We start from the raw sequence: 19,505 nt of genomic DNA, 5'->3' as shown, positions 1-19,505 counted from the left end.
TGAGCAGTCCGTGGCCCCCCGCGGCGGCTACCTCCAGGGCCCGCTTCGCCGGGGCTTGGCCGCGCACGTCGCCCAGATCCGGCGGCTGGTGGTCCGGGGGCGCCCCGGGGGCGGCGGGGGGCAGGTCGGCCTCGCCGCGCAGGAAAGCGGTAACGGCGGTGAGGGATTCGGCGCCGTGGACCGGGACGGTGCCCGCCACCGCCGCCTCGGCGGCGTTGGCCGCGGGCACCAGCAGCGCCTCCCCGGAGTCCGCCAGGGCCAGGGCGGCGGCGAGGGCGCCGTGCACGGGGCGCAGGCGCCCGTCCAGGGTCAGCTCGCCGAGGAACTCCCGGCCCGCCAGGGCGTCCGCCGGCAGCTGGCCGGAGGCGGCCAGGATCCCCAGGGCGATGGGCAGGTCGAAGCGGCCGCCTTCCTTGGGCAGGTCGGCGGGCGCCAGGTTGACGGTGACGCGCGCGGTGGGGAAATCGTAGCCGCCGTTCACCAGCGCGGCGCGGACGCGGTCCTTGGCCTCCCGCACCGCCGCCTCCGGCAGCCCCACGATGGCCAGCGCCGGCAGGCCGCCGGCCAGGTCCACCTCCACCTCCACGGCGGGGGAATCCACCCCCGCCAGGGCCCGGCTGCGCACCACCGCGTGGCCCATGCGCCCCCTTTCCCGCTGCGCTCCGGAAGGATCCGCTATTTGCGCGGCTCGTTGGGATCCCAGTCGGTGGAGGGGTCCGCCGGATCCTCCGCTAGCGGCTCCGCGTCGAAGTGGGTCTCGCCGCTCGTCTCGGGGCGCTCGATGCCGAGCTGGGCCTCCAGCGCCTCCACCCGCTTGAGGGTGGCGTCCAGCGCCTGCTGCTGGCGGTCGAACTCCTCCCGGGTGATCAGGTCCATGCGCTCCAGGACGGGACGGATCGCGTCGCGGACGGCCTGCTCCATGCGCTCCGGGGGCAGGCCCAGGCGGCCCAGGGCGCCGCCGATCTCGCGGGCGAGATTGTCCAGCAGGCTGGTGGTGGATTGGCTCATGGCTCCCTCCCGGGACGATGGGGAATGATGCGGATTTCGCCCCATCCTAGCAGAGACTTGGGCGCTCCGGGCCAGCCCCCGACCCCGCATAAACTAGCCGGCGCGGCGCGGATTTTCCCATCCGTTTCCGGAACGTCCTATAATCCCCCCAGGTCTCCGGTACGCCATCCGGAAAAACCCCGCCCAGCCGCAAGGGATCGCCCGCCGCCATGACCGATCGGTCCACGCCCCCCTTCGTGCGCTCCTTCCGCGACGCCGCGCCCTACGTCCACGCCTTCCGGGGGCGGACCTTCGTGGTGGTGTTCGGCGGCGAGATGGTGGCCGAGGGGCAGTTCACCGCCCTGGCCCACGACCTGGCCCTGCTCAACAGCCTCGGCGTCCGCCTGGTGCTGGTGCACGGCGCCCGGCCCCAGATCGAGGACCGCATCGCCGCCCACGGCGCCGCGCCGCGCGTGGAGCGGGGCTGGCGCGTCACCGACGCGGCGGCCCTGGGGGCGGTGAAGGAGGGCGTGGGCCGGCTGCGCCTGGAGATCGAGGCGGCCCTGTCCATGGGCATGGCCCATACCCCCATGGCGGGGGCGGCGCTGCGGGTGGTGTCCGGCAACTTTCTGCGGGCGCGGCCGGTGGGGGTGCGCGACGGGGTGGACTACGAGTACACCGGCGAGGTGCGCAGCGTCGACACCGAGGGCATCCGGCGCTGCCTGGACGCCGACGAGATGGTCCTGCTGTCCCCGGTGGGCGCCTCCCCCACCGGCGAGCTGTTCAACCTGCGCGCCGAGGAGGTGGCCTCCGCCGCCGCCGGAGCCCTGTGCGCCGACAAGCTGCTGTTCCTGGTGGACGCCCAGGGGCTGGAGGACATCGATGGCCGGCTGCAGGGGCATCTCTCCCCGGAGGAGGTGACGCGGGTCCTGGAGGCGCGCGCCGACCTGCCGGAGGAGATCGCCCTGCACCTGCACACCGCCGTGGACGCCTGCGCCGCCGGAGTGCGGCGGGTGCACCTGGTGAGCCGCCACCGCGACGGCGCCCTCCTCCAGGAGCTGTTCACCCGCGATGGCGTGGGCACCCTGGTCACCGCCGAGCGCTACGAGGACACCCGGCCCGCGGGCGAGGACGACATCGGCGGCATCCTGGATCTGATCGAGCCGCTGGAGGCGGAGGGCGTGCTGGTGCGCCGCGGGCGCGAGCGCCTGGAGACGGAGATCGGCGACTACCTGGTCATGGAGCGCGACGGCGCGGTGGTGGCCACCGCCGCCCTGCACCCCTTCCCCGACCAGGGGGTGGCGGAGCTGGCCTGCCTGGCCGTGCACCCCGACTACCGCGGCGAGGGGCGGGGCGAGGCCCTGCTGGAGGAGGCGGAGGCGAGCGCCCGGGAGCGGGGCCTGGGCGGGCTGTTCGTGCTCACCACCCGGGCCGCCCACTGGTTCCTGGAGCGGGGCTTCGCCGAGGTGGGCCTCGACGCCCTGCCGGTGGAGCGCCGCGCCCTGTACAATCTGGACCGTCGCTCCAAGGTCTTCTGGAAGGACCTCGGCTGACCGGACGGGAACCGGCGCCCGCCCCGGTTGCCCTATACCCTGTCAGCTACGCGACCGTACGCAACGCTCGGGAAGCCCTGCCCATGGACGATTCGCTGTTTTTCCTGCCCGCCTCCGAGGAGCACGTGGCCCGGGAGAAGGCCAAGGCCCGCGAGCTGCGGCGCAGCCAGTGGTGGAAGCGCCGCCGCGCCAAGGGGGTGTGCCACTACTGCGGGGAGTCCTTCCCGCCCCGCGAGCTCACCATGGACCACGTGGTGCCCATCATCCGCGGCGGCGAGACCACCAAGGGCAACGTGGTGCCCGCCTGCCCCGCCTGCAACGCCGAGAAGAAGTACCAGCTGCCCCTGGAGTGGCAGGGGGTGCTCGACGGCGACGAGTAGCGGCGAAGGGCGGGAAAATCCCGAATCCGCCTGCTGTGGGAGCGGCCAGTGGCCGCGACAAATGGGCCCCTTCGGAACGTCGCGGCTGGTAGCCGCTCCCACAACCCCCTTTCGGGACAAAGCGGATAGCCAGCATAGAAAAAGGCACCCTTGCGGGGGTGCCTTTTCTGCTTTTGGAGCGCTGCGCCGCCCTCAGAAGGCGGCGTCCAGGCCCATCAGCAGGTAGTGCTCGCGCTCGCGGTGGGCGAAGTCGTTGGTGTCGAGGAAGTCGTAGTTGGCCTCCACCACGCCGCGCACGTTGCTGGCGAAGTAGTAGGAGGTGGTGAAGGTCAGGGTGTTGAGGTTGAGGCCGTCGTAGCGGGTGTCGGCGAAGGCCTCCACATCGGCCGAATCAATATTCGGATAGTCGGACAGCCGCACCTCGTCCAGATCCCCGGCGTCGGCGTAGTTGTACAGCAGGGAGAAGGCCCACTCGGGGCTCATGACCCAGTCCACGCCGGCGAAGCCGCCCCACCAGCTGTAGTCCTCGCCCTCCTCCAGGAAGTCGCCCCACTCGTTGTAGAGCCCCTGCAGGTACCAGTAGACGTCGCCGCCGACCTGGCCGGAGAGGTCGAGGCCGGCGATGCGCTTGTCGGAGGTGTGGCCGGGCCCGTCCTCGCCCTGCTGCTGGAAGCCGTTGGGCTGCTGGCCGGCGAAGCCGAACACCCCGACCCCCACCCCGGCCACGTCGGTGGCGATGCGCCCGAACACCGACTTCTGGTCGTTGTCGTCGAAGCTGTGATCGGGCCGGTTGTAGCCGCTGGCGGTCAGGGTGCGGCTCTCGTCGATGCCGTTGCTGTTGACCACCCCCAGGGCCAGATCCACGGGGCCGACGCCGCGCTCCAGCAGCAGGCCGCGCTCGTAGGTGATGCCCGCCATGCGGTAGGGGGTGTAGTCCTGGAAGGACAGGCGCACCTCGCGGGGGAACATGACGTCGGAGACCTGGAACTGACCGAGCATGGCCTCCACCCCGGTGCCGAAGACGTCGTCGTGGCGGATCCAGGCGTCCTCGATGAGGACGGTGCTGTTCTCGCCCTTCTCGGCGAGGATGCCGTAGAAGTAGGTGTTGATGTGGTCGGTCAGCGGCGCGCCCCCGAGCAGCTTGATGAAGTAAGGGCTCTGCAGGTCCACGTTGGCGGCCTCCTCGCCCTCGGTGGCCCGATCCGCCTCGCGCAGCTGGCCGAAGCCCTGGATGCGCACCGCCAGTGGGACGGAGTCCGGCAGGTGGAGGCGGTCGTCGCCGTAGCTCTCCCGCTTGTCCTTCCAGTCGGGCAGCCGGTAGCCGTTGGCGGCGTAGTCCTCGCCGAAGCTATTCAGCTTGGGCACAGCGGCGTGGCAGGTGTTGCAGCTCATCTCGGTCTGCCGGGCGAAGGCCGGGATGGCCGAGGCCTGCTGGGGAAGCAGGGCCAGTAGGCCGCCCAGGGCCACGAGTCCGGCGCCCATGCGGATGGCGATTCGGGTCATCGGTGTCGCTCCTCCACGGGTTGGACCTGGAAAGGTACGGGGGACATCGGGGAACGGAAAGGGGACAGTCTAGCAGGGCCGGCTGAAAGCACGCTTAACGCGGATCAAAACGCGGACAGGAGGGCCGGGAACCCGGCCCCTTCGGGCGGCTGTAGCTATTCGTCGGCGAACAGGCGGGAGACCTCGAAGACATGCTCCTCGTCCGAGCCCTCCGGCTGGACATGGACCTCGAGGCGTACCTCCTCGGGAGGATTGATGCGGAAGTCGGTTACGTAGTAGATGGCTTCCCCTTCATCCACCTCCCGCATTTCCAGGTCACGGCGCTGGGCGGAGAGGTTGACGGCTACCGCCCGGACCTTGGCCCGGACCGGCTTGTCCTCGCCGTTTCCTGTCTTTCGGACGGCGACGGTGACCAGCCCCCGTTGGTTGCTGCGGGTGATGTCGTATTCCCGGGCCACCTCGGGGGTCAGGCTGGAGGTGAGCATGGTGCCGTGATGGATCACGTAGTCGCCGAACAGCTGCTGGGCGCTTACGGAGGCCGGGGCGGCGGCCAGGAGGAGGCAGAGGCCCAGGAGCAGGCTCAGGTGGCGCATAGGACACTCCTTTCACCGGACTTGCCGGTAGCTACCGGATGTCCTTTCAGTGTAGGCCGGCCCTATCCGGGATGCCAGGGGAAAGAGGCGGTTACGGGTTCATTCCCGGCCCACGCTGGATGCGGTACATGGCGGTGGCGCCGAACAGGTTGGGGAGCTCCCGGGCGAGGAGGCCCGAGCGCCCGCGACGGTCCAGGACACGCCGCTCCAGGATCTCGATGTCCTCTTTGGCGCAGAGGGACTCGAAGTCGCGCAGGGTGTGCAAGTGGATGTTGGGGGTGTTGTACCAGTTGTAGGGCAGGCTCGGGGTGCGCGGCATGCGGCCCCCCGCGCACAGCTGGAAGCGGGCCAGCCAGTGGCCGATGTTGGGGAAGGAAACGATGGCCTCCCGGCCCACCCGCAGCATCTCCCGCAGGAGGAAGTGGGGATAGCGGATGGCCTGCAGGGTCTGGGAGAGGACGACGAAGTCCACCGAGTCGGCCTCGAAGTCCTCCAGGCCCGTGTCCAGGTCGGTCTGGATCACGGGCACGCCCTTCTCGATGCAGGCGATGATGTTGTTGATGTTGATCTCCACGCCGTAGCCGGAGACCCGTTTGTGATCGCGCAGGCGGGCCAGCAGGGTGCCGTCGCCGCAGCCCAGGTCGAGGATCCGGGCCTCGGGGCTCACCCAGTCCTCGATGACGTCGAAATCGACCCGGAAGCGCATGGACGCGTGCTTCATAGCCCCCACTCCCGCGCCAGGCGGTCCATGTAGGCCCGCACCATGTCGTGGTAGGGGCCGATCCGGAGCAGGAAGGCATCATGGCCCTGCGGGGCCTCGATCTCGGCGAAGGTCACGTCCAAATTGTTGGCGTACAGGGCGTGGGTGATCTCCCGCGAGCGGTCGGCCGAGAACCGCCAGTCGCTGGAGAAGGCGATCACCAGGAACCGGTTGTCGGAGCCGGCAAATGCCTTGGCCAAGTCGCCGTCGTGGGCGCCCGCCGGGTCGAAGTAGTCCAGCACCTTGGTGAGGTAGAGGTAGCTGTTGGCGTCGAAGCGGTCCACGAAGCGCCGGCCCTGGTAGCGCAGGTAGCTCTCCACCTCGAAGTCCACGTCGAAGCCGTAGGACAGCGGCTGCCCCTTGCGCAGGTCGCGGCCGAACTTGTCGCGCATGGCGTCTTCGGAGAGGTAGGTGATGTGGCCGATCATGCGGGCCAGGGCCAGGCCGCGCCGCGGGGTGTCGCGCTCGTAGTAGCGGCCGCCGTGGAACTCGGGGTCCGTCATGATGGCCTGGCGGGCCACCTCGTTGAAGGCGATGTTCTGCGCGGAGAGCTTGGGGGCGGCAGCGATGGCCAGGCAGGCGTCGAGGCGCTCCGGGTAGTCGATGGTCCACTGCAGGGCCTGCATGCCGCCCAGGGAGCCGCCCACCACGGCCACCCACTTGGCGATGCTCAGCCGCTCCATGAGGCGGCGCTGCGAGGCCACCCAGTCCTTGACGGTGACGATGGGGAAGTCGAGCGCGTAGGGTTCGCCGGTGGCGGGGTTGATGCTCGCCGGCCCCGTGGAGCCCTTGCAGCTGCCCAGGACGTTCACGCACACCACGAAGAAGCGCCGCGTGTCCAAAGGCTTTCCGGGACCGATCATGTTGTCCCACCAGCCCGGCTTGCGGTCCTCCATGGACTGATAGCCGGCAGCGTGCTGGTCCCCGGACAGGGCGTGACAGACGAGCACGGCGTTGGAATGGTCGGCGTTGAGGGTGCCGTAGGTCTCGTAGGCCAGGTCGAAGCGCTCCAGACGCTCCCCGCTCTCCAGCTCCAGGGGCTCGTCGAAGTGCTCCACGGCCCCTTCCACCAGGCCGACGGAATCTTCCGGGATGGTTTCCGGCATGGGCGATCGCGTGTCCTTAGAGCCTACCCGCGCGGACGAACGCGGTGGGTGGCGCCATTGTACACGTTCCGCCCCCCTCGGGGGCCTCCCGCCGCGCAGGAGCCAGAAAGGCTGGAGGGGCAGCGGGGCTACGCTTCCGGGGCGGGCGCCAGGAGCTCCCCGGGCTCGCCGGGGTGGTCGCGCACCCGCACCCGATCCCCCGCCACCTCCAGGCGGCCCTCGGCGAACCAGCGCACCGCCTGGGGCAGAAGGCGGTGCTCCACGGCCTGGACGCGCCGGGCGAGGGTCTCGGGGGTGTCCGCGTCGTCCACCCGCACGGCACCCTGCGCGATGATCGGGCCGGCGTCCAGGTCGTCGGTGACCAGGTGTACCGTGGTACCGTGCAGGCGGCACCCCGCCTCCAGGGCCTTGCGGTGGGTGTCCAGGCCGCGGAAGGCCGGCAGCAGGGAGGGGTGGACATTGATCATGCGGCCGTTGAAGGGGCCGGTAAACGCGGGGGTGAGGATGCGCATGAAGCCGGCGAGTACCAAGAGGTCGGGCCGGAAGGCGGTCACGGCCTCTCGCAGGGCGGCGTCGAAGGCGGGGCGGTCAGGGTATTCGGTGTGGTCCACAACCCGGGTCGGCACACCGGCGGCGCGGGCTCGCTCCAGGGCGTAGGCCTGCGGGCGGTTGCTCACCACGCCGGCGATCTCGGCGCCCAGCCGGCCCTCCGCGGCCCAGTCCAGCAGGGCCTGAAGGTTGGTGCCGCCGCCGGAGACCAGGACCACGCACCGGCAGCCCTCAGTCATGGAGCCGACCCCGTTCCTCGGCGTCCGCGGTCACCCGCCCCACGCGGTAGCCCTCCTCGCCCGCGGTCCGCAATGCATCCAGGGCGGCCCCGGCCTGCGCCTCGGGCACCACCGCCACCATGCCCAGGCCGGCGTTGAAGGTGGCGAGCATCTCCTCCTCGGGGAGCGCCCCCTGCTCCTGGATCCAATCCAGGATGGGCGGCCGCGGCCAGGCGCCGCGCTCCAGCTCGGCGCCCAGACCGTCGGGCAGGCTGCGCGGCAGGTTGCCCGGCAGGCCGCCGCCGGTGATGTGGGCTAGGGCCCGGACGTCCACCGCCTCCAGCAGGGTCCGCACGGCGCCGACGTAGATCCGCGTGGGGGCGAGCAGGGCCTCGCCGAGGGTGGTGTCGCCGAAGGGCGCGTCGAGGGCCGTTCCGGTATCCTGGAGGAGACGGCGCACCAGGGAGAAGCCGTTGCTGTGCACGCCCGAGGAGGGCAGGCCGATCAGGACGTCCCCGGCCGCCGCGCGGCTGCCGTCGATGAGGCCGTCGCGCTCCACGACGCCCACGGCGAACCCTGCCAGATCGTAGTCGGCGGCGGCGTACATGCCGGGCATCTCCGCGGTCTCGCCCCCCAGCAGGGCGCAGCCCGCGGCCTCGCAGCCGCGCACGATGCCCTCCACCACGGCGCTGGCGCGCTCGGGGTCGAGCTTGCCGGTGGCCAGATAGTCGAGGAAGAACAGGGGCTCGGCGCCGCAGACGATGAGGTCGTTGACGCACATGGCCACCAGGTCCACGCCCACGCTGTCGTGGCGGTCCAGCTCGATGGCCAGGCGCAGCTTGGTGCCCACGCCGTCGGTGCCGGCCACCAGCACGGGGTCCCGGTAGCGGTCGGCGGCGAGGCGGAACAGGCCGCCGAAGCCGCCCAGGCCGCCCAGGACCTCCGGCCGGCTGGTGCGCTTGACCAGGGGCTTGATGCGGTCGACGAAGGCGTCGCCGGCGGCCACATCCACGCCCGCTTCCTTGTAAGTGAGGGGTTTGCCGGGATTGTCGGCCACTTGCGCGCTCACGGGGATTGCTCAGGGGGGAATCGGTCGATTGGCAATGGTAAAGCAAATGCGGGGGCGCCAAAAGGCCGCCCGGGGCTCGCAACGGTTGACGCGCGGCGGGGGGTGGCCTAGGTTTCCGCGCATGCACTCCTTCCCCCGTCGCATCATGCTCGGTCTCTTCGTGCTCCTGCTGGGCGGGCTGCCGGGCTCCGTCTCCGCGGCCCAGGTGGAGAACCTCTACCAGGCGGTGGTGGACGAGGAAGACCTGGACCTGCTGGAGACCGAGGACGAGCAGGAATCTTCCCTGGCCGGCGACGGCGGCCGGCAGGCTTTGATGCGTGCTGCCCTGGCCCGGGTTCTGATCCGCCTGAGCGGCACCTCCGAGGTGGTTGAGGACTCCGAGGTCCGCACGGCCCTTCTGGAGCCCGTGCAGGACTACGTCAGCCGCTACCAGGTCCTGCGCGGCGAATCCTCCGGCAGCCGCCTGCGGGTCCGGTTTGGCGAGGAGGCCGTTCGCGAGGCTCTCTGGGAACAGGACTGGCCGGTTTGGGGCCGTTACCGCCCCGGGGTGGTGGTGTGGGTTGCTCGGCGTGGCACCGGGGACCGGAACCCCGTATCCCCAGACATGGAACCGGACCTGTTCGAAGCCCTGGAGACGGCGGCGGAGCAATACGGCCTGCCCCTGCTGATGCCGCTCATGGACGGTACGGACCGCGACCGCCTCTCCGGGCGCAACCTGCTGTTCGAGGACTGGGAGCAGATCGAGTCTGCCTCGGAGCGCTACGATCCCGATGCCATCCTCCTGGTGCGCGTGGGCGAGGGGGAGCGCGGCGGCACGCGGGTGGACTGGGTGCTGCGCCGCGGCGGGGAGGACCGCACCTTCTCCAGCAGCGCCGACGGCCTGGAGGGCGCCCTCCAGGCCGGCATGGAGCGCCTCCTGGCGGGCATGGCGCGGGACTACGCCGTGGAGCCGGGGCGGGGAGCGGCCATGGAGGCGGCGGTGGAGGGGGTCCGCAGCCTCGAGGATCTGGCGAGGGTGGAGCGCGGCCTGGGGCGGCTGGCCGCCGTGGAGGCCGTCATGCCCGCCCGGACCGCGGGCAGCGAGGCCCGCTTCCGCTTCCGCTTCCGGGCCGACCCGGAGCGCGCGGCCCACATCGTGAGCCTGCTGGACATCCTGGAGCCCGAGGAAGGCGAGACCCCGGAACGGGAATCCCCCGCCACGGACTCCGGGGACCGGCGGGAGGGGGAGGATGCGGATCAGGACGGCAGCCCCCTCCTGCGCTTCACCTACCGGCCATGAACATCCCCAATGCCCTGTCCCTTCTGCGGCTCGCCGCGGTTCCCTTCCTGGTCCTGCTGCTCCATGACGGCCATTACGCCGCGGCGCTGGTCCTGTTCGTGCTGGCCGGGCTCACCGACGCCGCCGACGGCTTCGTCGCCAAGCGGTTCGGCCAGGAGACCCGCCTGGGCAGGGTGCTGGACCCCATCGCCGACAAGGCCCTGGTGGTGACCGCCTACATCACCCTCGGCTGGTTGGGCCTGATCCCCTTCTGGCTGGTGGTCGCGGTGGTCTCTCGGGATCTGGTGATCGTCGCCGGCGCCCTGGCCTACCACTATCTGACCGGGGCCCTGGAGATGGCCCCCTCCTTCCTTTCCAAGCTCAACACGGCGCTCCAGTTGGGCCTGGTGGCCCTGGTGCTCCTGGAAGCGGTCCTGGCCCTGGGGCTGGGCGAGTGGCTGGGCTGGCTGGCGGTGGCCGTTCTGGCCACCACGGTGGCCTCGGGGCTGCAGTACGTGGTGGTCTGGCTCCGCAAGGCCTGGGCCCACGAGTCCCCGGAGGGGTAGCCGCGGTGGCCGGTCAGCTGCCCCTGGTCCTCGATCGACCCGACGCCCACCGCCTGGAGCTCTTCGAGCCGGGGGCGGAGTGCCGGGAAGCCTGGTCCCGGGTGCGGGCGGTGACCGAGGGGCGGGAGCGCTTCGCCTTTCTGTGGGGAGAGGCCGGCAGCGGCAAGACCCACCTGCTGGAGGGCGCCGCGCGGGAGGCCGGGGGGACCTATCTGGATCTGGCCTCCATGCGCGAAGAGGTGACCGCCGCCGGGCTGGATCCGGAGCAGGTTCTGGACCCGGGGCTGGGACCGGGCCTGGTGGCCGTGGACGGCCTGGAAGCCGTGGCGGGGGAGGATGCCTGGGAGCAGGCGGTCTTCCACCTCTACAACCAGGTGAACGAGGAGGGGGGGCGGCTGCTGGCGGCTGCGCGGACCAGCCCTGGCGCCCTCGGCCTGTGCCGCGAGGAGCTGCGGACCCGCTTGAGCTGGGGGGGCAGCTACCCGCTGGGGCGCCTCACGGACGCGGAGCGGCTGGGGGCCCTGCGCCGACACGCAGAGGCCCGGGGGCTGGATCTGAAAGCGGAGGTGGGGGGCTTCCTGCTGCGGCACTACAGCCGCAGCCTGCCGGCCCTGGTGGCCGCCCTGGAACGGCTGGACGCCGCGGCCCTGGCGGAGCGGCGGCGTCTCACTGTGCCCTTCATCAAGGCGCGTCTGGGCCTATGAGGGGGGTCGCCCCGGGCCCTAGCGCTCCTTGCGCATCCAGTAGGCCCAGATGACCACCCAGCCGACCACGATGGCGATCGCTCCCACCACGGTGATCAGAGACAGGATGCCGATGGGGCTGCTCAGCAGGATCTCGAGCATGGTCTCTCCTATGGGTTTGGCGGGGTGCCGGAAAATCCTTGCGAAGGCCCTCGGTCCGCGGGCCGGCCAATTTGGTGTTGTCGCGCAGCCACCTTCCGGAGGAGGCCGGGGGGAGATCAAAACCCCTTTGTTTGAAAGGGGAATGTAGCCGCGCGGGACGGGGGTGTCAATGCTGTCCGGCCCGCGCGCCGGTACCGGAGGACCAGCATATGCAGTGCTTGGCGGAAGCCCGTGATCGCAGCATCTGGCATGTCGCAGGGGGCGTGGAGGAGCCGGCGGTCTACCTGATCCGGGACCACCAGGCGGGGGGCATCCTCGTCAACACGCCCGCGTTCGACCCCGCCCTGGCCGAACGGCTCCGGGAGGGGGGCGGGGCGCACTTCCTGTTCCTTCCCAGCCGGCATGGCGCCCGCGACCTGGATCGATGGCGGGAGGCCCTGCGGGCCGAGGCCCTCGCCGGGCAGGACGAGGTGGAAGGCATCGAGGGCACAGTGGACCGGCCCCTGGACGGCTCCATCCGCCTGTCGCGGACCATCGTCTTTTACACCATGTCGGGGCGCACGCCGGGCAGCACCGCCCTGTTCTGCAAGAACAAACCGGGCTTCCTGTTCCTGGGGCCCATCTTGGAGCCCGGGGAGGACGGCTGGCCCACCCTGGTGGCCCACGCCGACGATTGGTCCTGGGAGAACCGAGTGATGGGGGGGCTGGGGCTGCAGGACCTGAAGTTCGAGTACGTCTTCACGGACCGGCTGGATGAGCGCACGCAGTTCGGCCCGGGTGCCGCCTCGGCGGTGCGGGCAGCCCTGGAGCGCTTCTACGCCTGATCCCGCCCGGAGGGGCCCAGGACCCCAGGCGTCCCCCGGTCAGGCGGAGGAGCGCTCCTCCCGGGGCGTCGTGGGGACCACCGGCTCGTGGTCCGGGGGGCTGGTGCGCAGGAAGTCGATGAAGGTGTCGGCGGCGGGCAGGTTGCGCGCCTGAGGGGCCCGGACGGCCCAGAAGGTGCGCTTGAGGTTGAGTCCGCGTACGGGGAGCAGCACCAGGAAGCCGCTGGACTGGGCGTCCCGGACGGTCAGGGAGGACAGCACGGTCAAATGCTCCCCGCTTTTGAGCATCTGCAGGATGGCGTGATTGGAGCCCACCTCCAGCTCCGGTTCCAGCGGGGCTAGGTTAGCCTCTTCCAGGTAGTGGTCGAGGGTGTCCCGGGTGCCCGAGCCGCGCTCGCGGAGGATGAAGCGGCTCCGGGTGAACTCCTCCAGGGTCAGGCTGCCCTTGGCGGCCCAGGGATGGTCCTGGCCGCAGGCCACCACCAGCATGTCCTCCCCCACCTTCTGGGCCGTCAGGCCGCTCTCCCCGGGATCGCCCTCCACCAGGGCCACGTCCACGGATCCCCCCGCGGCCTGCCGCAGGCCCTCCCGCCCGTACAGGACGCGGGATTCCACCGTTACCTGGGGATGGGCCACATCGAAGCGCATCAGCACCTGGGGCAGCCAGTGGTCGCCGATGGTGAGGCTGGCGGCCACCCGCAGGTGGCCGTGCTCCGCCGCGCGCATGCGCTCCAGCTCCTGGAGCAGGCTGGCGAAGCTGTCGGTGATGGTCACGGCGTGCTCAAGGACCCGCTCACCGGCCTCGGTCAACCGGTTCCCGCCGTGCTCCCGGTGCAGCAGCCGACTGTCCAGCGCCGTCTCCAGGGCCTGCAGGTGCTTGCTGACGTTGGGCTGGTTCCAGCCGAGCTGTTGGGCCGCTCCGGTGAAGGTGCCGGCCTCGGCAACCGCCCGCAGGGCCATCAGCCCGCGCACCGGGGGAACCCGTAGATGCCATTCCATTACGGAACCCTTTTTTTGGCGTGGTCCGGGAGGGGGGAGTCCGCGGGTTTTGACGGATGATACAACGAATTGGCATCGATACAAACCCGCCGTATGGGAATGTCCCGTTATTCTGTAACGGACCAGCCCGCGGGGGCCGCCACGGTCCTCCGCGGTACGGGGCGACCGACGCGGAATCCCGGGCAGGGCGGTGCGTGCTCCGGGAACCCTCACCGCTCTTCCGGTTTTCCGATGCCGGAAGGAGTGGCGGGCAGGCCCTCTTTTGGCGGTTTATTCCTAAAAGGAATTTTTGTATACAAAGTCTACCTTGGACAACCCTCCCAAAAACCCCGATCATTCGCGGCCTAATTGGCGGTGCCAAATTGCTAATCGGAAAATCGGGGTATTCTTAAATGAATCTCTATCTGCCCGTGGCAGAGATGAGTGTCAATATCTTCCTGCTGCTAGGGCTCGGCGGAGTGGTGGGGATCCTGTCGGGCCTGTTCGGCGTGGGCGGCGGGTTCCTGCTCACCCCCCTGCTCATGATGATGGGGGTGCCGGCCCCGGTGGCGGCGGCCACCGACGCCAACCAGATCGTGGCGGCCTCGGTATCGGGGACCATCGCCCACATGCGCCGCATGAACGTGGACTTCAAGATGGGCACCTACATGGTGGTGGGCGGCCTGGCGGGCAGCAAGCTGGGCGTGGAGGTCGTGGAGCAGCTCAAGGCCCTGGGCCAGATCGATTTCGTGATCACGGTGCTGTTCGTGGTCATGCTCGGCGCCATCGGCAGCTTCATGTTCCTGGAGGGTCTCCGGGCCTTGCGCGGCGGGGCCGCCGAGCAGGCGGCGGCCAAGCCGGTCAAGGAGCCTCGCGTGCGCCTGCCGCTGCGGACCTATTTCCCCACCTCGGGCCTGGAGACCTCCGTCCTGGTGCCGCTGGGGGTGGGAGTCTTGGTGGGCCTCCTCGCGGCCATCATGGGCGTAGGCGGCGGCTTCATCATGGTCCCGGCAATGATCTACCTAATCGGCATGCCCACCCAGGTGGTGGTGGGCACCTCCCTGTTCCAGATCCTGTTCACCACCGCCAACACCACCTTCTGGCAGTCGGTGCAGAACCAGACCGTGGACATCGTGCTGGCCCTGCTCCTGCTCATCGGCTCCGTGGTGGGGGCCCAGGTGGGCACCCACCTCGGCAGCAAACTGCAGGGCGAGCAGCTGCGCATCCTTCTGGCGCTGATCGTGCTGGCCACGGCGGTCAAGCTGCTCCTGGACCTGGTGCTGGTGCCGGCGGACCTGTTCGTGGTGGGCGCCGGAGGAGGGCACTGATGCGGATGCTTGGCGCCATTCTGGGAATGACGATGCTGGCCGCCGCCGGCGGCGCCGGGGCGGAGCTGGTGACCGACGTCTCCGACGACCGGGTCTCCGTCACCTACCGGTACGAGGGCGAGGAGCTGCTGCTGTTCGGTAGCCTTCCGGAGGGGGCAGAGGGCGTGCTCATCGAGGTCCGCGGGCCCGAGGAGGCGCAGAACGTTTCGCGCAAAGGCAAGGTGGCCGGGCTGTGGATGAACGTGGAGAGCCAGCGGTTCGAAGGGGTGCCCGGCTTCTACGCCCTGTTGAGCGACGCCACCTTGGAGGGGGAACTGGACAAGCAGCAGCGCGCGGAGCTCGGCGTGGGCCCCGAGGCCCTGTTCCGGCAGGCCCGCTGGGAGCGGGACGGCCAGGAGGTGGCCGCCGAGGAGTACTTCCAGGGCCTGCTCGATCACATGCGGCGGGTGGGGCTGTTCCAGGAACGGCCGGGCAGCGTGGCGGTCCGGGAGGGCCGCCTGTTCCGCGCTGCGGTGGATCTGCCCGCCCAGACCCCGGTGGGCGAATACGAGATCGTGGCGCGTGCCCTCAAGGATGGTGAAGTGACCCACCGAGAAGTGCAGCGGCTCTCGGTGGCCAAGGTGGGCATCGAGAAGTGGCTGTACAATTTGGCCCATGACCATCCCGCCACCTATGGCATCCTGGCGGTGCTGGTGGCCCTGTTCGCCGGCTGGTTCGTTGGCATGGTGACCCGCGGGGAGGCAGAGCACTGATGGCCCAAGACGACAACACTTCCGGTCCGGTCCCGGCCCGGGACCGCAAGATCCTGGCCTGCGTGGACGGCTCCGAGAACAGCCGGGTGGCGGCGGCCTTCGCCGCCCGCCTGGCGCGCCTGACCGGCGCCCACCTGAGCCTTCTCCATGTCCTGCACCTGCCCACCTTCAGCCACTGGGCCCACGTCAAGGCCCAGATGAAGCGGGAGATCCGCGAGGAGGCGGAGTCCATGGTGGCCGAGGTGGCGAAGGGCGTGGAGGAGTCCTGCGGCATCATGCCGGAGTTCTTCATCCTGGAGGGCCTGCCTCGGGAGAAGATCGTGGAGACGGCCCGGGCGGACCGGGCCATCCGCATGGTGGTGGTGGGGGCCTCCGGCGAGCAGGGCCACCGGCGCGCCGCGGTGACGGGCTCCCTGGCCCGCCACCTCGGCGACCGGCTGACCTCCGACCTGCCCTGCCCCCTGCTCATCGTACCGCCGGAGATGGAATCCGACGAGCTGTGCGAGGGCATCGAGGCCATCGCCCGGTAGCGTCCTCCCTTGTCCCCAGGCCGTCAGGGATGGCCCGGGGAACCCGGAGGCCCTTCCGCGATCCAAAGCCTGTGCCAATCCCCGCCAGTTGATTTGGCGGGATCCCCCGAGGGTTGCCAAGGCCCCAGGGGGGCGGCATGATTGGGCTTTGGCAAGCCTCGGACAGGGCGGATTTGGGAGGAACGCAATGACCGAAAAGGTCGATCTGGATGAAATCGAGCTGGAGCCGGATTACCGGCCCAGCCCCGACGAGCCCTACATGAATCCCAAGCAGCTGGCCTTCTTCCGGCGCAAGCTGCTGGACTGGCGCAATCAGATCGTGGAGGACACCACCCACACGCGTCAGAACATGAACGAGTCGGAGAACCAGGCCGACGAGGTGGACCGGGCCAGCCAGGAGACCGAGCGGTACACGGAGCTGCGCACGGTGGAGCGCGAACAGCGCCTCCTCAGCAAGATCGACGCGGCCCTGCGGCGCATCGAGAACGGCGAGTTCGGCTACTGCGAGGTCACCGGCGAGCCCATCGGCGTCCGGCGGCTGGAGGCCCGCCCGGTGGCCACCCTGAGCATCGAGGCCAAGGAGGCCCAGGAGCGCCAAGAGCGCCAGATGGCCGAGGATTGATGCCGTCCCTGTGCGGGGCTTGAACGGGGGCCTTTCGCGCCGCGAAAGGCCCCCGGTTCGTTCGGTAGCCGAGCATGAGAGGAGCGCGCAGTGAGTGAGCGCGAGTTTCAGCCCCTGGGCTGCGCGGTGGTGACCGTCTCGGACACCCGCTCGCCCGCCACGGATCGGTCCGGCGACCTGGTAGCGGGGCGCCTGGAGGAGGCCGGACACCGGCTGAAGGACCGGCGCATCGTCCGCGACGAGCGGGAGGAGCTGGAGGCGGCCTTCCGGGAGCTGGCGGGCCGCTCCGGGGTGGAGGTGGTGATCTCCACGGGGGGCACAGGGCTCACCGGCCGGGACGTGACGCCGGAGGCCGCGAGCGCGGTGTACACCAAGGAGATCCCCGGCTTCGGCGAGCTGTTCCGCTGGCTGAGCTACGAGGAGATCGGCCCTTCCACCATCCAGTCCCGCGCCCAGGCGGGTCTGGCCGATACCACCCTCCTCTTCAACCTCCCGGGCAGCTCCGGGGCCTGCCGCCTGGCCATGGACGCCATCATCCTCCCCCAGCTGGACCTCCGCACCCGGCCCTGCAACTTCGCCGAGATGATGCCCCGATTCGCCGAGCGCTGACCCTCCTCCCGGTCCCTTCTCGCCGCCCCCCGGCCGCCTACTGGTGGCCCCGGCGGACGACGAGCGCCAGGGCGAAGACCAGCACCTGCAGCAGGACGATCAGCGCGCCCACGGGGGCGTTGAGCGGATAGCTCAGCAGCAGGCCGCCCACGGCGGTGACCAGCCCGATCCCCGCCGCCAGCAGGGAGACCCGGGCGAAGGTTGTGCCCAGCAGGCGGGCACTGGCGGCGGGCACCACGAAGAAGCTGGCCACCAGCACGATCCCCACCAACTTCACCGCGGCGACGATGGCCAGGGCGCTGAGGCCGAAGAAGGTGTAGTCCAGGAAGCGCACCGGAAGCCCGGAAGCCTGGGCCAGCTCGCGGTCGAAGGTGAGCAGGGTCAGGCCGCCCCAGGCGGGCAGCAGGAAGCCCAGCACCACCACCGCCACCGCCCCCATCCAGACCAGGTCCGCAGACTGGATGGCGAGGATCGAGCCGAACAGGTAGGCGGACAGGGAGGCGTCGGCGTTGGACAGGGCCAGGAGGATCACCCCGCCGGCCATGCCGGCGGCGAAGAACACCCCCACCACGGTGTCCTCGGCCAGGGCCCCGCGCCGGCGCAGGAAAGCGATCAGCAGCCCCAGCGCCACCGCCATCGGCACCGCCACCAGGAACGGCGCCACGCCCAGGTAGAGCCCGAGGCCGATGCCGGAAAAGGCCCCGTGGCTCATGCCGGAGGCCAGAAAGCTCAGCCGCCGCTGGACCAGGAACACCCCCAGGAGTCCGCCCAGCACCCCGGTGATGGCCGCCGCGGCCAGGGCCCGCTGCATGAAGGGGAAGGCCAGGACCTCAAGCATGGTCCGGCCCCAGCACGTGGGCGTGCCCCATGTGGCCGAAGGCGCGCCGCAGGCAGTCCTCGGTCAGCACCTCCGCGGAGGGCCCCACCCCGATCACCCGATGGTTGAGGATCAAAGAGGTATGGGCGTGGTGGCGGGCCACTTCCCAGTCGTGGGTGATCATGGCGATGGCCACGCCGGGGTGCTCCGCCTGATAGGCCTCCAGGTACTGGTAGAGGTCGTACTCCCCGGTGCGGTCCACCCCCGCGGCCGGCTCGTCCAGAAGCAGCAGGTCGGGGTCGGCAACCAGGGCCCGGGCCAGGTAGACCCGTTGCAGCTGGCCGCCGGACAGGGCCGCCAGGGGGCGGTCCTCGTATTCCTCCGCCCCGACCCGCTCCAGGGCCCGCCGCGCCTGCTCCCGGAGCCGCCGGGCGGGTCGTGCGGGCCAGGAGCCCGTGATCCCACTGATGACCACCTCCCTGGGCCGGCCCGGGAAGGAGCGGTCAAAGTTCTTGATCTGGGGGACATAGCCGACCCGGCGGGCGCGGTTTCGGATGGTCCCCGCGTAGGACTCCAGGCCGAGGATGCAGCGGAACAGGGTGGTCTTGCCCGAGCCGTTGGGGCCGAGCACGGCGAGGAACTCCCCGGGGGACACGCGGAAGGAGACCCGGTCCAGTGCCACCACCTCCCCGTAGCGCACGGAAAGGTCCTCCACCTCCAGGAGGGGCGCGGCGGGATCAGCCGTCATAGGCGTCCCGGACCTGGCGGGCGTTGTAGCGCAGCAGGTCCGGATACCCCTGGATGTCGGCCTCGAAGCCCAGGGGGTCGAGGACCCCCACCGTGATTCCCGCCTCGTCGGCGAGGGCCTGCACGGGGTCCTTGGGGAGCTGGGGCTCGCGGAAGATGGCCGGGATCCCTCCCTCGCGGATGGTGTCCAGCAGCTTTTGGACCCCCTGGGGGGAGGGCTCGTTGCCCGCGAGGTCCAGGTATGTGCCCACCACCTCCATATCGTAATGGCGGAAGAAGTATTCAAAGGCGGGGTGGTAGGTTACAACCCCACGGTTGCGCAGGTCGCCGAGGAGCTCCCCGGCCTTTGCGTCGGCGTCCCGGATGTCCGCCACCAGCTCCTCGGCGTTGGCGGCGAAGGTATCGGCGCGTTCCGGGCGGAGCTCGCCCATGCGCTCCGCGAGCGCCTGGGCAACGCGCACCATGACCTCCGGATCCAGCCAGATGTGCCCATTGACTGCCCCTCGCTGGTCGCGCACGGGCTCGAAAGGGACCGTTTCGGCCACCGTGAGGAGCTGTTCGCTCCGCGCGGTGCGGCCGAGGTGGTCCTCCACCTGCCTCAGCCCTAGGCCGTTGCTGATCACAAGATCCGCCTCCCGGACGTGGGCGATGTCGTCGATGGAGGGCTCGAAGTGATGGGGGTCCTTCCCGCGCCCTACCAGGGCCTGGACCTCCCCTTCCTGGCCGGCCACGGCGCGGGCGACCATGGCGTAAGGAGGAATGGAGGTGACGATCTCCAGGGGTGCCGCGGCCGCCAGGGCCGGAACCAGCGCCAGGCAGGCAAGGACACGGGCCAGCAGTCGCGGCGGGGGTGGCATGGGGTCTCCTCCGGTACGGGTGTGGGGGCTAAGGGGGCCGTTTTACGCTAGCAG

24 protein-coding genes are annotated in these 19,505 nt (G+C 70.4%); 11 read left to right on the top strand and 13 right to left on the bottom strand.

The genetic code is table 11. From position 1 onward, the window contains the following. Both ACLFRB_RS06125 and ACLFRB_RS06120 read right to left on the bottom strand, forming a co-directional pair. A partial coding sequence (locus ACLFRB_RS06125) for a magnesium chelatase domain-containing protein (RefSeq protein WP_411068123.1) occupies positions 1 to 640 on the bottom strand: 640 nt, incomplete at its 3' end. A 35-nt stretch (positions 641 to 675) separates the two neighbouring features. Beyond that, positions 676 to 1,008 (bottom strand): accessory factor UbiK family protein, encoded by a 333-nt coding sequence (locus ACLFRB_RS06120; protein WP_411068122.1) that lies wholly within the window; start codon positions 1,006 to 1,008, stop codon positions 676 to 678. A gap of 209 nt (positions 1,009 to 1,217) precedes the next feature. On the opposite strand from ACLFRB_RS06120, the gene argA reads away from it, so the two are divergent. Then, a complete protein-coding gene (argA, locus tag ACLFRB_RS06115; RefSeq protein WP_411068121.1) occupies positions 1,218 to 2,540 on the top strand; it encodes an amino-acid N-acetyltransferase in 1,323 nt (440 codons plus the stop codon). 83 nt (positions 2,541 to 2,623) lie between these two features. Continuing rightward, the gene (locus ACLFRB_RS06110) at positions 2,624 to 2,920 is read left to right on the top strand and encodes an HNH endonuclease (RefSeq protein ID WP_411068120.1); all 297 of its coding nucleotides are present in this window, start codon (positions 2,624 to 2,626) and stop codon (positions 2,918 to 2,920) included. A 192-nt stretch (positions 2,921 to 3,112) separates the two neighbouring features. Here ACLFRB_RS06110 and ACLFRB_RS06105 read toward each other — a convergent pair whose 3' ends face one another. The 6 genes from ACLFRB_RS06105 to purM form a co-directional block, all read right to left on the bottom strand. Beyond that, positions 3,113 to 4,423 (bottom strand): hypothetical protein, encoded by a 1,311-nt coding sequence (locus ACLFRB_RS06105; RefSeq protein ID WP_411068119.1) that lies wholly within the window; start codon positions 4,421 to 4,423, stop codon positions 3,113 to 3,115. 155 nt (positions 4,424 to 4,578) lie between these two features. Continuing rightward, positions 4,579 to 5,016: a DUF4426 domain-containing protein gene (locus ACLFRB_RS06100; protein ID WP_411068118.1), complete on the bottom strand. Its 438-nt coding sequence runs from the start codon at positions 5,014 to 5,016 to the stop codon at positions 4,579 to 4,581. 91 nt (positions 5,017 to 5,107) lie between these two features. After that, positions 5,108 to 5,737, bottom strand: coding sequence for a methionine biosynthesis protein MetW (metW, locus tag ACLFRB_RS06095; RefSeq protein WP_411068117.1), 630 nt, complete (start codon positions 5,735 to 5,737; stop codon positions 5,108 to 5,110). Next, positions 5,734 to 6,882, bottom strand: a complete 1,149-nt coding sequence (locus ACLFRB_RS06090) for a homoserine O-acetyltransferase (RefSeq protein ID WP_411068116.1) — start codon at positions 6,880 to 6,882, stop codon at positions 5,734 to 5,736. The genes metW and ACLFRB_RS06090 overlap by 4 nt, the downstream gene beginning before the upstream one ends. Positions 6,883 to 7,010: 128 nt before the next feature. Beyond that, positions 7,011 to 7,670 (bottom strand): phosphoribosylglycinamide formyltransferase, encoded by a 660-nt coding sequence (gene purN / locus ACLFRB_RS06085; RefSeq protein ID WP_411068115.1) that lies wholly within the window; start codon positions 7,668 to 7,670, stop codon positions 7,011 to 7,013. After that, positions 7,663 to 8,718, bottom strand: a complete 1,056-nt coding sequence (purM, locus tag ACLFRB_RS06080; protein WP_411068114.1) for a phosphoribosylformylglycinamidine cyclo-ligase — start codon at positions 8,716 to 8,718, stop codon at positions 7,663 to 7,665. The genes purN and purM overlap by 8 nt, the downstream gene beginning before the upstream one ends. A 121-nt stretch (positions 8,719 to 8,839) precedes the next feature. On the opposite strand from purM, the gene ACLFRB_RS06075 reads away from it, so the two are divergent. From ACLFRB_RS06075 to hda, 3 genes are read left to right on the top strand one after another with little or no spacing between them, the layout of a single operon-like run. Continuing rightward, a complete protein-coding gene (locus ACLFRB_RS06075) occupies positions 8,840 to 9,997 on the top strand; it encodes a DUF2066 domain-containing protein (protein WP_411068113.1) in 1,158 nt (385 codons plus the stop codon). Next, on the top strand, positions 9,994 to 10,542 hold the full coding sequence (locus tag ACLFRB_RS06070) for a CDP-alcohol phosphatidyltransferase family protein (protein WP_411068112.1): 549 nt from the start codon (positions 9,994 to 9,996) through the stop codon (positions 10,540 to 10,542). The genes ACLFRB_RS06075 and ACLFRB_RS06070 overlap by 4 nt, the downstream gene beginning before the upstream one ends. A gap of 5 nt (positions 10,543 to 10,547) precedes the next feature. Next, positions 10,548 to 11,246, top strand: coding sequence for a DnaA regulatory inactivator Hda (gene hda, locus ACLFRB_RS06065; RefSeq protein WP_411068111.1), 699 nt, complete (start codon positions 10,548 to 10,550; stop codon positions 11,244 to 11,246). 18 nt (positions 11,247 to 11,264) lie between these two features. Here hda and ACLFRB_RS06060 read toward each other — a convergent pair whose 3' ends face one another. After that, the gene (locus ACLFRB_RS06060; RefSeq protein ID WP_143004115.1) at positions 11,265 to 11,387 is read right to left on the bottom strand and encodes a DUF3149 domain-containing protein; all 123 of its coding nucleotides are present in this window, start codon (positions 11,385 to 11,387) and stop codon (positions 11,265 to 11,267) included. A 209-nt stretch (positions 11,388 to 11,596) separates the two neighbouring features. On the opposite strand from ACLFRB_RS06060, the gene ACLFRB_RS06055 reads away from it, so the two are divergent. Further along, the gene (locus ACLFRB_RS06055) at positions 11,597 to 12,211 is read left to right on the top strand and encodes a hypothetical protein (protein WP_411068110.1); all 615 of its coding nucleotides are present in this window, start codon (positions 11,597 to 11,599) and stop codon (positions 12,209 to 12,211) included. A 39-nt stretch (positions 12,212 to 12,250) separates the two neighbouring features. Here the strand turns inward: ACLFRB_RS06055 and ACLFRB_RS06050 are convergent, their stop codons facing one another. Beyond that, positions 12,251 to 13,210, bottom strand: a complete 960-nt coding sequence (locus tag ACLFRB_RS06050; protein WP_411068109.1) for a LysR family transcriptional regulator — start codon at positions 13,208 to 13,210, stop codon at positions 12,251 to 12,253. Positions 13,211 to 13,602: 392 nt separating this feature from the next. Here ACLFRB_RS06050 and ACLFRB_RS06045 point away from each other — a divergent pair, with 392 nt between their 5' ends. The 5 genes from ACLFRB_RS06045 (at position 13,603) to ACLFRB_RS06025 (ending at position 17,030) form a co-directional block, all read left to right on the top strand. Further along, positions 13,603 to 14,517, top strand: a complete 915-nt coding sequence (locus ACLFRB_RS06045; protein WP_411068108.1) for a sulfite exporter TauE/SafE family protein — start codon at positions 13,603 to 13,605, stop codon at positions 14,515 to 14,517. Further along, positions 14,517 to 15,269, top strand: coding sequence for a TIGR02186 family protein (locus ACLFRB_RS06040; protein ID WP_411068107.1), 753 nt, complete (start codon positions 14,517 to 14,519; stop codon positions 15,267 to 15,269). Before ACLFRB_RS06045 ends, ACLFRB_RS06040 begins: the two co-directional genes overlap by 1 nt. Beyond that, entirely contained in the window at positions 15,269 to 15,799 is a 531-nt protein-coding gene (locus tag ACLFRB_RS06035; protein WP_411068106.1) for a universal stress protein, read from the top strand. The genes ACLFRB_RS06040 and ACLFRB_RS06035 overlap by 1 nt, the downstream gene beginning before the upstream one ends. A 187-nt stretch (positions 15,800 to 15,986) precedes the next feature. Continuing rightward, on the top strand, positions 15,987 to 16,421 hold the full coding sequence (dksA, locus tag ACLFRB_RS06030) for an RNA polymerase-binding protein DksA (RefSeq protein WP_054965052.1): 435 nt from the start codon (positions 15,987 to 15,989) through the stop codon (positions 16,419 to 16,421). A gap of 90 nt (positions 16,422 to 16,511) precedes the next feature. Next, positions 16,512 to 17,030, top strand: a complete 519-nt coding sequence (locus ACLFRB_RS06025; protein WP_411068105.1) for a molybdenum cofactor synthesis domain-containing protein — start codon at positions 16,512 to 16,514, stop codon at positions 17,028 to 17,030. A gap of 37 nt (positions 17,031 to 17,067) precedes the next feature. On the opposite strand, the gene ACLFRB_RS06020 is transcribed toward ACLFRB_RS06025, so the two are convergent. From ACLFRB_RS06020 to ACLFRB_RS06010, 3 genes are read right to left on the bottom strand one after another with little or no spacing between them, the layout of a single operon-like run. After that, a complete protein-coding gene (locus tag ACLFRB_RS06020; RefSeq protein ID WP_411068104.1) occupies positions 17,068 to 17,868 on the bottom strand; it encodes a metal ABC transporter permease in 801 nt (266 codons plus the stop codon). Further along, on the bottom strand, positions 17,861 to 18,595 hold the full coding sequence (locus ACLFRB_RS06015; RefSeq protein ID WP_411068103.1) for a metal ABC transporter ATP-binding protein: 735 nt from the start codon (positions 18,593 to 18,595) through the stop codon (positions 17,861 to 17,863). The genes ACLFRB_RS06020 and ACLFRB_RS06015 overlap by 8 nt, the downstream gene beginning before the upstream one ends. Continuing rightward, positions 18,585 to 19,451 carry a metal ABC transporter substrate-binding protein gene (locus ACLFRB_RS06010; RefSeq protein ID WP_411068102.1) on the bottom strand — a complete coding sequence of 289 codons (867 nt, stop codon included), beginning with the start codon at positions 19,449 to 19,451 and terminating at the stop codon, positions 18,585 to 18,587. The genes ACLFRB_RS06015 and ACLFRB_RS06010 overlap by 11 nt, the downstream gene beginning before the upstream one ends. Positions 19,452 to 19,505 lie beyond the last annotated feature (54 nt).

It is taken from the genome of Thiohalorhabdus sp. (assembly GCF_046545655.1).
Lineage (GTDB): Bacteria > Pseudomonadota > Gammaproteobacteria > Thiohalorhabdales > Thiohalorhabdaceae > Thiohalorhabdus.
This window is presented reverse-complemented; position numbering and strand designations above follow the sequence as displayed.